This is a genomic window from Vibrio gigantis (assembly GCF_024347515.1).
Taxonomy (GTDB): Bacteria; Pseudomonadota; Gammaproteobacteria; order Enterobacterales; family Vibrionaceae; genus Vibrio; species Vibrio gigantis.
Window position 1 is genome coordinate 642,351 of sequence record NZ_AP025493.1, and the last position, 12,992, is coordinate 655,342.

A 12,992-nucleotide genomic window follows, 5' to 3' on the forward strand; every position below is an offset into this window, starting at 1 on the left:
ATCACCCCGTATCGCTGTTCAAACGTCAAATACCCCTTCGTGAAGCACTTTAAATCATGCTTGAACAACTAATTGATGATATTTCTCGTGAAAATAATTTGAGAGTGATTATTTACTAAAAACTCAATTATTACGTGCATTTATTAAACTTAAAATATAGAACATCGCGTTAGTTAATTAATACCCGACACCTTATATAAAGCACCCTCCAGCATGATAACCATAATCCTAACATTGTTATTAACTATTAATACTATCAACTATTAATGCGTCAAAATTCATTAAATAGCTGACAATAAAATAAATAGCAGATCTTGTTTTATATTAACTCTTAATGTTGAAACCGGAACGGATAATGATTTGTGATAATTATCAGTTTGATTGGTTAATTTTATAAATATATTTTGTTACATAATCAAAACCGATAGCTTGATACAAAAATGTCACACAAAACAATGGCTTTAATGGTTCTACTTTTTTCCTCACTGTCACAGGCTTCCACCATTGAGAATGATGGACTGTTGCTCAAGTCATTGATTGAACGAGGCGTTATTTGTCCAGGCTTAACCTACGAGGACAACCGCGAAGCTTTGCGTATCTATCTCAATGCAAAGCAAGTGAAAGGCAGTCAGTTTGATTTAAAAAATAAGATAGAAAGCAAAAACGAGTTAACTAATAAACGTCAGATACCTAAAACACCAAAAGAGTGTATTAAGCCAAACTCGGACAATCATTCTGAATAAGGCGAGTTGATTCTGATATCGACATGGAAATACAAAAAGGAAATGTAATGAAGATAATGAGAAAAACATTGCTAGCTTCAGCAATGCTTACTCTATTTAGCGTCAGTAGTTATGCTAAAACACCGATTGATTTAGGTGTTGTTAATGAAGACAAACTGATTGAAATGTTAGTGAGACAAGGCTTAGTCGATCAAGATGCAAGCGAGATTGCAAAACACGATGCTCTTGACCGTTATTTAAAGAACAAGATCAACTCTGGCTTTAAAGGCGATGCTCAATTCGGTAAAAAAGCGTTAGAGCAACGAGCGAAAATACTCAAAGCCATCGAAAAAGGGTCTGGCATTAAAAAAGCGAGCGTCTTTGCTTTGGAAGTCGGCACCAAGCGAACCGACAAAGTGCTCGCGCTGTTAGTCGATTTCCCGGATTTGAACTGGGATGACAACAGGCTAACCGAAGAGCACACACAAATGCTCTACGAGAGCTACAACCCAGAACATTATCAAGAATTATTGTTTTCAAACTCGGGTTACACAGGGCCAAATGGCGAAAACCTAATCTCGATGCGCCAATATTACCAAAGCGAATCGGGCGATAGTTATAGCGTTGCGGGCCAAGCTGCGGGTTGGTATCGCGCCTCTAAGCCTGCGTCTTTCTATGGTGGCAACTCCCCGACTACCGACAATGACTTGAACGCACAAGAACTGGTTCGCGAAGCGCTCAATCAGTTGGCTCAAGATCCGAGCATCAACTTAGCCGATTACGACATCGAAGATCGTTACGATTATGACGGTGACGGAAATTTCCGCGAACCCGATGGCGTGATTGATCACCTAATGGTATTCCACGCATCCGTGGGCGAAGAAGCCGGTGGTGGTGTGCTGGGCCCCGATGCAATTTGGTCTCACCGATTCAACCTTGGTCGCACTCATGTGCTAGAAGGCACCTCTAGCTCGCTTCCAGACCGCTTTAACGGCCAATACGCGGCGTTCGATTACACGATTCAACCGATCGATGCCGCAGCTGGTGTTTGTGCTCACGAATATGGTCACGATTTAGGATTACCTGACGAGTACGACACTCAGTACACAGGTAAGGGTGAACCTGTTTCTTACTGGTCAATCATGTCTTCTGGCAGCTGGGCTGGTCAAATTGGGGGCACACAACCAACAGCATTCAGCTCTTGGGCAAAGCACTTCCTACAAAAATCGATTGGTGGACGTTGGGTTAACGATGATCAAATCTCGATTGATGACCTAGAAGACAACCCACAGGTTTATACGCTGTTCCAAACTACAGATAACAGCCGTCCGAACATGATTAAAGTGGATCTTCCGGAGAAACAAATCGAGGGTTTGAAACCGTTTGCTGGTGAGTACTCTTTCCACTCTCAAAAAGGCGATGACCTGAAAAACAGCATGACTCGTAAGTTGGAGATTCCAGCAGGTGATTCAGCGCTGCTTTCATTCAAAACCTGGTACCAAATCGAGAAAGATTACGACTTTGCACGCGTACTCGTGAACGGACAAGTCATCGCAGGCAACATCACCTCAATGGATGACCCATACAACACGGGCCTAGTCCCTGCGATTGGTGGTGAGTCTGGCGGCTGGATTGATGCTGAGTTTGACGTTTCACAATGGGCAGGCCAAGAAGTAGAGCTTTCGTTTGAATACATCACAGACGGTGGCTTGGCGATGGAAGGTTTCTATCTGGATAACATTGCTGTGGTTGTCGATGGTGAAGTAACCGAGATAGACGATGGTGAAAGCAACTCCACCTTCGCCCTTAATGGTTACAAGCTGAGTAATGGATTCCATCAAGCTCAGCACTACTACTTACTGCAATGGCGCAGCCACATGGACGTTGATGAAGGCCTAGCTAACATCAAACGCATGGGTCAATTGATGTCATTCGATCCGGGTCTGATCATTTGGTACGTAGATGAGTCGCTGACTGATAACTGGGTAGGCAAGCACCCAGGTGAAGGTTGGTTAGGTGTTGTAGACGCAGACCAAAATGCCATGGTCTGGGAAAACTCAGGCGAAGTTGCTCAAACTCGTTACCAAGTTCGTGATGCTGCGTTTTCACTCAAAGATCATACTCCAATGCGTCTTGTAAACAGCGACAATGATGTACTTGAAGATAGCAGTTTGCTTGGCAATGCTAGTTTCTCTGACGACCAAGATTACACGTCTCCACAAGCGCCTGATTCAGGACGTATACTGACGGAGTTTGGTTTAGCAGTCGATATTGTCAATCAGAGTGACAACAACGAATACGGTGTGGTTCGCTTATCTAAAGTAAGCCAGCACAACATCGCCCCTACTGCGAACTTCGAGCTTAATATTACTGGTTTGCATGTTTCTGCAAACAACTTCAGTTCTGACCAAGACGGCGAGATTACTCGCTACCTATGGGACTTTGGTAACGGTGCAACAAGTAACGAAATGACACCAACTTGGTCTTACGAGCGAGCCGGTGATTACACGGTAAGCTTGACTGTTGTCGACGACAAAGGGGCCACTGATTCGTTTAGCTCTGTAGTGATTGTCGAATCTCCAAACGCCCTACCGGAAGCAAGTGCGAAGTACATCCACTTAGGACGCTGGGTAACCATGTGGTCAACAAGCTCAGACAATGACGGTCGTATTGTTGATACTGAATGGACGCTACCAAATGGAAAAGTGAAACGAGGTCGCACATACACTTCTATTTTCCCTTCATACGGAAAACACGAGGTGACCTTGAAGATAATCGATGACCAAGGCGGGATTACGACTAAGACTATTATGGTCGACCTCTAAGTCGCTCCAACCTAGAGTCATTAAAACAAGTGCGTAGCCAATAACGTACGTACTGATAAACCAAGCTTAAGTACTGTTGTCATAGGATATAAGCCAAAACAGCAGTTTTAAGAAAACGTTATTATTTAAGCCATAAGCAAAAGCCCTACCGACATGGTAGGGCTTTTTATTTGTTTTAATGATCAGACAATAAACATTCAGTTATAAACAGTGGAGTGACTCTCTCTACTTATCACTCCACACCGCCATCTCGTTGCCACTTGGCTCTCTAAAATGGAAACGTCTACCACCAGGAAAGCTAAATATCTCGCGGTTTATCTGACCACCAGCATCAATCACATCGCACTCGGTTTGCTCAAGATCATCACTATAGAAAACCATAAGTGCAGCACCATTTTCTGCATTAGACGCTAAATCCGCCAAATAAAACCCACCCATTAAGCCTTTACCTTCAAAAGCAGAATATTCAGGACCATAGTCTTCGAAGGCCCAACCAAACACTTGACTGAAAAACACCTTAGTTGCGGCGATGTCTTTCGCAGCAAATTCAATATAGTTAATAGAACCGTGTTCCATAGCGGATTCCTTCTGCTTTATACCTCTGCCTTGTCAAAGTAAGTCAGGGCTTGAAGATCTAATAGTAGACAATCGCGTCAAATAACATCACTTTTTACGAACGACTGGGTAGTCAGAACCATGCAGCTCTTGCACAAAACCAGAGCCGTCGCCACTGTGCGTGATCCATACTTTCTCTTTCGCTCGCGTCATTGCTACATAGAACAGACGACGCTCTTCCGCATAAGGGAAGGCATCTGATGATTCGGTCAATGCACCATCAATATGCAGCTGTTTTTTCTTCGTAGGGAACTGCCCTTCGTCAACACACAGAATAATGACGAAGTCCGCTTCTTTACCCTTACTCGCATGGCAAGTCATGAAGTTGATATCAATAGAGGTAAAAATCTTCTTCCAGTCGTCCAATAATTCTGGCTTGTGATAGTGGTTACGACCAAGCAGTAATACAGACTTATTAGTTTTACCTTTAGATTGACGATTCAGTTGATCAAGAATCTTCTCAACCTCTTTACTTGGTGCACTGTATACCGCCTTTTGCTTTTGTTGCTTAAAGCTGTTCAGTTCTTTCGGAATCTGAATTGGGTTTTCTTGTACAAAGCGATTGGCTACTGCGCCCAACTGATTGTTGAAGCGATACGTGGTATCCAGATGATGAATCGTCGAACTCGCGAAACGATCTTTAAACCCTGTAGTTAAATCAACGTCTGCGCCCGCAAATTGGTAGATGGATTGCCAATCATCGCCCACGGCAAAAATAGACGCTTGGTGCTCCGCTTTCGACTGGTTACACAGCGCCTCTACCAAGGCAAGGCGATCAGGAGAGATATCTTGATATTCGTCGATCATGATGAACTTCCAAGGCGAGATAAACTTACCCTTCTCGACATATTGAGTCGCTCGACTGATCATGATTGAAAAGTCGATATGATTCTGTTCTTTCAGTTCCTTTTGCCACGCTGTTACACATGGCCAACACAATGAAAGCTCGCTGTTAAGGCGCGTATAGTCACGATGATCAATAAGCTGTTGCTGCACTTCTTTTTTCGTTAAACCCGACGCATTCAACTGTTCAAGCTGCTTTTCAAGCCAACCAATCAGCTTGAGGTTTGAAACATGACTACCGAGCTCATCATCACCTGTTAAATAAGCGATTGGCCATTTAGACAAGTGCTTTTGCCAACGTTTGAAGTTGGTTGGCGTCATCCAGTGCTTTTTCAACCAATCAATACACCATGCTTGGCGTTGATTGTCATCTAAAGCAAGCGGAGAAATAACCACACGTTCGGGTTCAACTTGATTCAGTATCTTTAAACCCAATTGGTGAAAGGTGCTGACTTGTACCTTCTCTGCTGATAAACCAATTTTACTGTCGAGGCGCTGCTTCATTTCTTCTGCTGCTTCACGACCAAAGGCGAGCAATAACAACTCTTCAGCTTGAGCTTGATGACTTTGCAATAAATACGCGACGCGAGCCGTTAGAACACTGGTTTTACCTGAGCCTGCGCCTGCTAAAATAAGGTTGTGATCATCATTCATCAAGACAGCATATTGCTGCGACAAGTTCAGTGGCGACGACTCACATTGCGCAAACAACACTTCCCAGTTTTTTCGCTCGGTCTCTAACCATTGCTGGTTTCTTTCTGCTTGCTTGATTTCCGTTTCAGATAACCATGGCTGCATCCTAGCTATGCGGTTTGGCATACGTTGTGCGGCCTCTTCTAGCGTCATCGTCATACTCTCTAGGCCAGAGTTGACCATATCAACCCAAGTGTTGACCTTAGAATGCGGCAGAAAAGCAGGAAGTTGCTCAAGACGTGTTAATTCAGCTTCCCACTGAGGAACGTGCTCAGCCAATTGTTCACATTGGATATCATGCCACTTCTGATAAGCAGCAACCGAAGCGCGTGCAAATTGACGGCATTGCTCCCAAGGTAAGCCTTGCACTAACCAACTGCGCTGTGTTCCGTCTTGTTGATTAGCAAAGAATTGTAGTGATCCCCAAAACAATCCGCGCTTTATTGCGATCTTGCCACTCCAAATAGTAAACGGGATACGCTCTTCACTGCCTACTGAAGACAACAGCAGACGTGAACCATCAAGTTCAACCTGATGATATTCATTTTGAATAAAAAATTGTGCAGTCTTGTTAGCGCTTAGCTGCATTGGAGTGTGCTCTTAATTGGGAATATTGAATTTATATCATGATGCAATGAGAATTAATAATATCTCATCTCTTATCGACGCTTTCATGACCACCTACGGGTAATTATGGATAAGTATCAAATTCTTGTGCTTGATTTCTGTTAGGATTATGGTTTTTAGTGTGTCAAGCGAGCGACTGTGGACTTTTCAGCCAAATTACGCCTCTATTGGGCAAATAAAACCATAAATTACAGCGTATTAATTCTCATCACTCTGCTCGGTGTAGTGGTGCCTGCTTGGTATTATGGACAAAACACACTGATCACACCTTTGATCTTAGGGGTAATTGCTGCAGCTCTTGCTGAGAGCGATGACAGCTTTACCGGTCGCTTAAAAGCACTTACGCTGACCTTTATCTGTTTTGCCGTTGCGGCTTTCTCTATCGAGATCCTCTTCGATACGCCTTGGTTGTTCGCGATAGGGCTTTTTGTTTCAACCTTCTCCTTTATCATTCTTGGGGCAATTGGCCCAAAATACGCCAGTATCGCGTTTGGTTCTCTCTTAGTTGCCATCTATACCATGCTCGGCGCCCACGAGAGCACCAACCTTTGGTTTCAACCGCTTCTACTGTTAACTGGCGCTGCTTGGTACTACTTCATGTCGATGATTTGGCAGATAGTATGGCCAATGCAACCTGTGCAGCAAAACCTTGCAACGGTATTCGATCAAATCGGCAATTACATCGATTCAAAAGCGGAACTCTTCTACCCTGTATCAGACTTGATTCCTCAACCACACCGAATCATTGAAGCCAAACTCAATGCGAGTACTGTTAACGCACTCAACATGTGCAAAGCGACGTTACTCAACCGATCTAAGCGCGGGCATATTGATGGACCAAGTGACCGATTTCTTAATACCTACTTCATCGCACAAGATATTCATGAACGCGTAAGTTCAAGCCATTATCGTTATCAAGAACTGGCAAAGCACTTTGAACGTTCTGACGTGTTGTTCCGTTTTAAATACCTACTTGAAGCCCAAGCCACAGCGTGTAAAGAAGTGGCGAGCTCTTTGAAAGTCGGTGCTGAATACCAGCATGGTGACAAATCCGTGTTGGCACTTGATGAACTGATGTCTTCGCTCAATCATCTGCACCAACAGAATAATCCTGAGTGGAAATCACTGCTGAACCAATTGGATTACTTATTCAATAATCTAGCAACGGTTGAAAAGCAGCTATCGAATATCAGCAACCCAGATGCGGAGAAGATCGAAGAAGGCGTATTAGACGACACCAATCCTCACACTTTGACGGCAATGTGGCATAAGATCAAAGCTAACCTGCATACCGACTCTATGCTATTCCGTCACGCGATTCGCATGGCGATCACGCTGACACTCGGCTACGGAATTATCCAAGGTTTCGATATTGAACGAGGGTATTGGATTCTACTGACGACACTATTTGTTTGCCAACCCAACTACAGTGCAACCCGCCAAAAACTGACAGCACGTGTCATTGGCACCGTCGCAGGCTTGCTGATCGGAGTGCCGTTACTAACCTTCTTCCCGTCTCAAGAAAGCCAATTGGTGTTCATTGTGATCAGTGGCGTGATGTTCTTTGCATTCCGAATCAATAACTACGGATTTGCGACCGGCTTTATCACACTACTTGTGCTCTTCTGCTTTAACCAATTAGGGGAAGGCTACGCGGTAGTATTGCCAAGACTAGCGGATACCTTCATTGGTTGTGCCCTTGCCGTACTGGCTGTGATTTACGTGTTACCTGATTGGCAATCGAAGCGACTGCACAAAGTGATGGCGGATGCGCTCGATTCCAATAAGAACTATCTCGCTCAGATCATTGGTCAATACCGTGTTGGTAAGAAAGATAGCCTCAATTATCGTATCGCTCGTCGTAGTGCACATAATAATGATGCAAACCTGACTGCCGCTATCAGTAGCATGTTGGTTGAACCGGGGAAGTACCGCACCTCTGAAGATGAGAGCTTCCGATTCCTAACACTCAATCATGCTCTACTCAGCTATATCTCGGCTCTGGGTGCTCACAGAACACGTATTGATGATGAGGCGACACACAAATTGGTGCTAGATACGCACAGAGTAATACACGAGCATCTCGACGCTCTAAATGATCAACTCTATTCTCATCAAGAGCAGTGTGAAGTGAAAAACGCTTATGACCCTGAGCTGGATAAACGTTTGAGTGAGTGGCGAGAAGAAGATGAAAGCTCTGTCAGAATGGTCCTACAACAGCTCCATTTGATTTATCGAATGCTTCCAGAATTGCATACCTTAGCGACCAAGTTTGCAGTTAAAGTTAAGATCGATAAGCCGTTTGAAACAGAAGCGTCTTAAATAACCAATAAAATACCGTAAAAACAAAAAGATAATATTAATCGCTTACCTTTTGATCATTACGAGTATTTATACATTCCTTTATCCATACCCCAAACCGGGTAGAGCAATTACTTGCCTACCCTTGTGTGCCAAGGGCTACAGGAGTTTTTACATTGTAGGAATTTTCTGACTTTGATTGACCAAGCCTTAACTTTGCTTAACATTTCTCGGACAAAAAACAACCGCAGGAATTTATAGTTGTCTTAGTTTTAGGAAACTTCAAACACCATTTAATATTCACTTAATCTTGTTTGATTTCCTGTATCAGTAGGCTATGCTCAATAGAGCATATGGATTTGAACTAAGGTCACACTATGAATACACAGCAATTTGAAGCGTTTAAGCAGCAAATACAACTTCTTAGTCCACAGCAATTAAAAGCACTTCAGGGTGAAATCGACGGTAACCTTGAGACAGATCAGCCTTCTTTGCTCACTGACGAAGAGTTAAATGCACTAAATGACCTGTTCAGTTAATAGACAGACATCACTATTTTAGCTTAAGTTCACATTTTCACCGTCAATTTCAACTTCTCACCATTGCGCTCAAAATATCGTCCGCCTAGACTCATTTCATACGTCAATATAAGGTTCTGCTATGTCGATATCTGGTATTCAATCTGGTTACGCCATTATTCAGCAGTCAACTAACATGGCTGAAGAAGCCGCAATCGAGCTCAACCAAGCCTCCAAACACTCTTTAGAATCAGAGTCCGACGACACTTTCCAAGCTAGTGACCTGAGTTTTAATCAAATAGAGCCGGAGCAATCCCTTTCCTTTAAAGACAAAAAACCAGAACCCGCTTCATCCTCAACCGACTCCTTGATTAAACTGACACAAAGCGCAAGCTACAACCGTGTTGGTGCGAGTGTGGTTGATCGCCAAAACGAAGCCATCGGTAGCCTTCTCGACATTCATATCTAAATGTCGCTCAAATACAGCGTATATTTCGCGAAACTTCGCTGCTTTTTGCTTCAACAACCACACAAACTGTAACTCATTATATCAGGCGCTTGTTTCTGGTTTATTACTCGGTAGAATCAGCGCAAACCAATTTGCTGCACAAACTTTACTTCATACTATTTATGCCAAAACTAAATCTGCATCGCCGTGACTATGTTTCTATTTTAGGAGGCGACATCTCCGCAGACGAATTAGAAAAAAAGCTTCAGCCTCATTTTGAAAATCCGGTAAATAAGCTGACACCTAGCCCCTACCTGACAGAAAAGAATCTCACACGTCGTTGGGCTGCTCTCGATAATGCAGGTTCACAGCAAGAACTGCTCGACCCTCATACACAAAGCCAGATTCAAGCATATGAGAAAAACATTGAGCACTTTATTGGTACGGTTAAAGTCCCTGTTGGTGTTTCTGGTCCTTTAAGAGTCAATGGCTTATTCGCTACGGGTGATTACCTCGTACCACTTGCGACGACAGAAGCGGCGCTTGTCGCGTCTTATAACCGTGGTTCAAAGCTCATTACAGCTTGTGGTGGCGCAAGTGCGATGTTGCTCAATGAGGGCGTAACACGTACTCCCGGCTTTGCATTCCAAGGGTTAGTTGAAGCCGGACAGTTTGTAGCTTGGGCTGTGACCCAATATGACCAGTTCAAGAGCTTGGCAGAATCAACAACATCACACGGCAAGCTTACCGATATCAATATCAACATTGAAGGTAACCATGTTTATTTGGTGTTTGAGTTTCTAACCGGAGATGCTTCTGGTCAGAATATGGTAACTATCGCGACCAACGCGGTATTTGAGTACATCATTGAACATACACCAGTGAAACCCGATCACGCCTTCCTTGATGGCAACTTATCTGGCGACAAAAAAGCCAATACCCAAACCTTGCGCAGCGTTCGTGGCAAAAAGGTTACGGCTGAGGTTAATATTCCTGCAGAGTTGGTGGCTAAGTATCTACACACCACGCCAGAGAAAATGGTTCAGTTTGGTCAAATGACCACTGTGGGCGGCGCTCTGAGCGGCACTATCGGTATCAATGCCCATTACGCTAATGCACTGGCTGCACTTTATATCGCTTGCGGCCAAGACGCAGCGTGTGTTGCAGAATCTGCCATTGGTATGACGCGTATGGAATTCAACAAAGAAGGCGGTTTATACGCCAGCGTAACACTACCTAACTTAATGGTGGGGACAGTAGGTGGCGGTACAAGCCTCCCAAGCCAGAAAGCGTGTCTTGATTTGCTAGGGCTGCACGGCAATGGTAAATCCCAAGCCCTCGCTGAGGTCTGCGCTGCATTGTGTTTAGCAGGTGAGCTTTCCATCGTTGGTGCATTTTGCGCTGGCCACTTTTCACGAGCTCACCATAAATTAGCTCGTAAATAACCTTTATCAATTTGGCTTGTTCGGTTTTGGTGTAAATTCAAAATCACAAGCCAATTTGAATTCGTGAGTCATACATGGATTACTTACACTTATCGAGAGTGAGCCTTAAGCACCTCACTGCCCTACATATTATACTGAATACCCATAGCGTGACTCAAACCTCTGAGCAACTCTATGTAAGCCCATCAAGTGTAAGTAAGACTCTGTCTCAGCTTCGTGAGCTCCTAAACGACGAGCTGTTCTACCGAGATGGCACTAAGCTCATCCCAACGCCCTTTGCACTTCAAATAGCTCCAACGGTTCACGCGATTCTTTCCAGCATGAATGGATTGCTTCATCAAAAGAGCTTTGCTCCTGAGGAGTATCAAGGCAGCTTTTCACTCTCGATGCGTGAGAGTACTTTTGAAGTGTTCGCCTCGAAGATCAGCAGAATCACCACAGAGCTTGCTCCAAAGGCCAAACTTAATATCTATTCTAAGCAGCAGCTCGGCTTCGATGCTTTGCTCAGCGGTAAAGTTAACTTGATCTTATTGCCTCACGATATTTCCCAGCCACCTACCGACAACAAAGAGTTGGTGTGGGAAACGATTCTACCTGATGAGATGGTGTGCTTAATGGGGGCTAATCACCCGCTCGCACAACAAGAACTGACGGTTGAGGGCTACCTAGACTACAAACACATTGGCATCTTAGATAATGAGTTGTCACAGCCTTACTTTGAGCAGAGTTTAGTGCAACGCCATAAGCCGAGAGAGATGGCTATTTCGGTCGCTGATTTTGGGGCAGCGGCTGTACTTTGTCACAATACCCCTTTCCTGTTCACTTGTTCGAAACAGTGGGCTGAACATGCGAAACAAGCGCATGGATTAGTGAGTAAGCCACTTCCCTTTGATTACGGAAAAGTGGCGTACAGCTTAGTGTGGAACAAGCCAAATATGAATGATCAGGCGATCAAATGGCTGTGTGACCTGTTTTTAGAAGCCTAGCTCTTTTTTAGAAGCCTAGTTCTTTGGTCATTGAAGACCGAGAATATTAGGTGTACACCTCTGGCGTTTGCATCGGCCTTTGAACAATCGCATAGAGCTGGTCGTGGAAGCTTTGCATTTGTTGTTTTGTACACTTCGGCCAATCCAACGCCTCGCCAATCACGCCGTGATGTTGAAAAGCATTGAGTCGAATCCTAACGTCACTTGGCAATCCTTTTAAGTAATGCCCAACTTGCTCTATCTCATCCTCAAGGTCACTCTTGCCCGGAATATGCAAAAGCCTAACTTCGTGTAACTTACCTTGTTCCGCTAGATAATTGATGGTTTCAAACACACGATGGTTCCCTCTTCCCACTAACCAGTTGTGGGTTTCTGATTGCCAAGATTTAAGATCAATCATCGCTCCATCAAGATAAGGCAACACCTTGTCCCAGCCTTGTTTTGACAGCGATCCGTTGCTATCAATAAAACACGTTAGATGTGCTAGCTGCGGATCGCTTTTAATCGCTTCAAATAGGTCAATGATAAACGGCAGCTGCATGGTCGCTTCGCCGCCCGACACGGTAACACCACTCAGGAAGAACTGATTATGTCTCACAAGCTCTAGTACTTCTGAAACTGTCATCGTTGTGATTTTCGGACTCGATTTGTGACTACAAACATCAATACACTGGTCGCAATTTGTGCAAGCCACAGGATCCCATATCACTTTGCCACCAGCAGTACTCAAAGCACCACTTGGACACCCACTAACGCAATCTCCACAATGATTACAGTGATTGATGGTATGTGGGTTATGACAGGTTATACAGTCGAAATTGCACCCCTGTAAAAACAGTACAAGCCGATTTCCCGGCCCATCAACACAAGAAAAGGTCAGCACACGGCTGACCTTCGCTTGTTTTTCTGTCTTATTGTTATTAACCCTAGCCATTTGAGTTGTTAGATCAGAAATTTTCATAGTTAATG

The 12,992-nt window shown here is 44.1% G+C and carries 10 protein-coding genes; 7 read left to right on the top strand and 3 right to left on the bottom strand.

Going from position 1 to position 12,992, the window contains the following annotated elements:
* The first annotated feature begins 440 nt into the window (after window positions 1–440).
* Complete coding sequence (locus OCV56_RS18970) at window positions 441–743, top strand: hypothetical protein (RefSeq protein ID WP_086712679.1); 303 nt, start codon at window positions 441–443, stop codon at window positions 741–743.
* Window positions 744–790: 47 nt separating this feature from the next.
* The gene (locus tag OCV56_RS18975) at window positions 791–3,547 is read left to right on the top strand and encodes an immune inhibitor A domain-containing protein (RefSeq protein WP_086712678.1); all 2,757 of its coding nucleotides are present in this window, start codon (window positions 791–793) and stop codon (window positions 3,545–3,547) included.
* Window positions 3,548–3,772: 225 nt separating this feature from the next.
* Here the strand turns inward: OCV56_RS18975 and OCV56_RS18980 are convergent, their stop codons facing one another.
* Together OCV56_RS18980 and helD are read right to left on the bottom strand one after the other, a co-directional pair.
* A complete protein-coding gene (locus OCV56_RS18980) occupies window positions 3,773–4,123 on the bottom strand; it encodes a VOC family protein (protein WP_086712677.1) in 351 nt (116 codons plus the stop codon).
* Between the two features lie 87 nt (window positions 4,124–4,210).
* Window positions 4,211–6,286, bottom strand: a complete 2,076-nt coding sequence (gene helD, locus OCV56_RS18985; protein ID WP_086712676.1) for a DNA helicase IV — start codon at window positions 6,284–6,286, stop codon at window positions 4,211–4,213.
* Between the two features lie 177 nt (window positions 6,287–6,463).
* Here helD and yccS point away from each other — a divergent pair, with 177 nt between their 5' ends.
* The 5 genes from yccS (at window position 6,464) to OCV56_RS19010 (ending at window position 12,023) form a co-directional block, all read left to right on the top strand.
* Window positions 6,464–8,647, top strand: coding sequence for a YccS family putative transporter (gene yccS / locus OCV56_RS18990; RefSeq protein WP_086712675.1), 2,184 nt, complete (start codon window positions 6,464–6,466; stop codon window positions 8,645–8,647).
* 356 nt (window positions 8,648–9,003) lie between these two features.
* On the top strand, window positions 9,004–9,165 hold the full coding sequence (locus OCV56_RS18995) for a hypothetical protein (RefSeq protein ID WP_086712674.1): 162 nt from the start codon (window positions 9,004–9,006) through the stop codon (window positions 9,163–9,165).
* A 121-nt stretch (window positions 9,166–9,286) separates the two neighbouring features.
* Window positions 9,287–9,613 carry a hypothetical protein gene (locus OCV56_RS19000; protein ID WP_086712673.1) on the top strand — a complete coding sequence of 109 codons (327 nt, stop codon included), beginning with the start codon at window positions 9,287–9,289 and terminating at the stop codon, window positions 9,611–9,613.
* A 161-nt stretch (window positions 9,614–9,774) separates the two neighbouring features.
* Window positions 9,775–11,037, top strand: coding sequence for a hydroxymethylglutaryl-CoA reductase (locus OCV56_RS19005; protein ID WP_086712768.1), 1,263 nt, complete (start codon window positions 9,775–9,777; stop codon window positions 11,035–11,037).
* A gap of 74 nt (window positions 11,038–11,111) precedes the next feature.
* Window positions 11,112–12,023, top strand: a complete 912-nt coding sequence (locus OCV56_RS19010; protein ID WP_086712672.1) for a LysR family transcriptional regulator — start codon at window positions 11,112–11,114, stop codon at window positions 12,021–12,023.
* A 46-nt stretch (window positions 12,024–12,069) separates the two neighbouring features.
* Here the strand turns inward: OCV56_RS19010 and OCV56_RS19015 are convergent, their stop codons facing one another.
* On the bottom strand, window positions 12,070–12,984 hold the full coding sequence (locus OCV56_RS19015; RefSeq protein WP_086712671.1) for a YjjW family glycine radical enzyme activase: 915 nt from the start codon (window positions 12,982–12,984) through the stop codon (window positions 12,070–12,072).
* Window positions 12,985–12,992: the final 8 nt, after the last annotated feature.

Excerpts from the sequence above, each read along its gene's own strand:
- OCV56_RS18970 (WP_086712679.1), top strand. The coding sequence starts at position 441 with ATGTCACACAAAACAATGGCTTTAATGGTTCTACTTTTTTCCTCACTG.
- OCV56_RS18975 (WP_086712678.1), top strand. The coding sequence starts at position 791 with ATGAAGATAATGAGAAAAACATTGCTAGCTTCAGCAATGCTTACTCTA.
- OCV56_RS18980 (WP_086712677.1), bottom strand. The coding sequence starts at position 4,123 with ATGGAACACGGTTCTATTAACTATATTGAATTTGCTGCGAAAGACATC.
- helD (WP_086712676.1), bottom strand. The coding sequence starts at position 6,286 with ATGCAGCTAAGCGCTAACAAGACTGCACAATTTTTTATTCAAAATGAA.
- OCV56_RS18995 (WP_086712674.1), top strand. The coding sequence starts at position 9,004 with ATGAATACACAGCAATTTGAAGCGTTTAAGCAGCAAATACAACTTCTT.
- OCV56_RS19000 (WP_086712673.1), top strand. The coding sequence starts at position 9,287 with ATGTCGATATCTGGTATTCAATCTGGTTACGCCATTATTCAGCAGTCA.
- OCV56_RS19005 (WP_086712768.1), top strand. The coding sequence starts at position 9,775 with ATGCCAAAACTAAATCTGCATCGCCGTGACTATGTTTCTATTTTAGGA.
- OCV56_RS19010 (WP_086712672.1), top strand. The coding sequence starts at position 11,112 with ATGGATTACTTACACTTATCGAGAGTGAGCCTTAAGCACCTCACTGCC.
- OCV56_RS19015 (WP_086712671.1), bottom strand. The coding sequence starts at position 12,984 with ATGAAAATTTCTGATCTAACAACTCAAATGGCTAGGGTTAATAACAAT.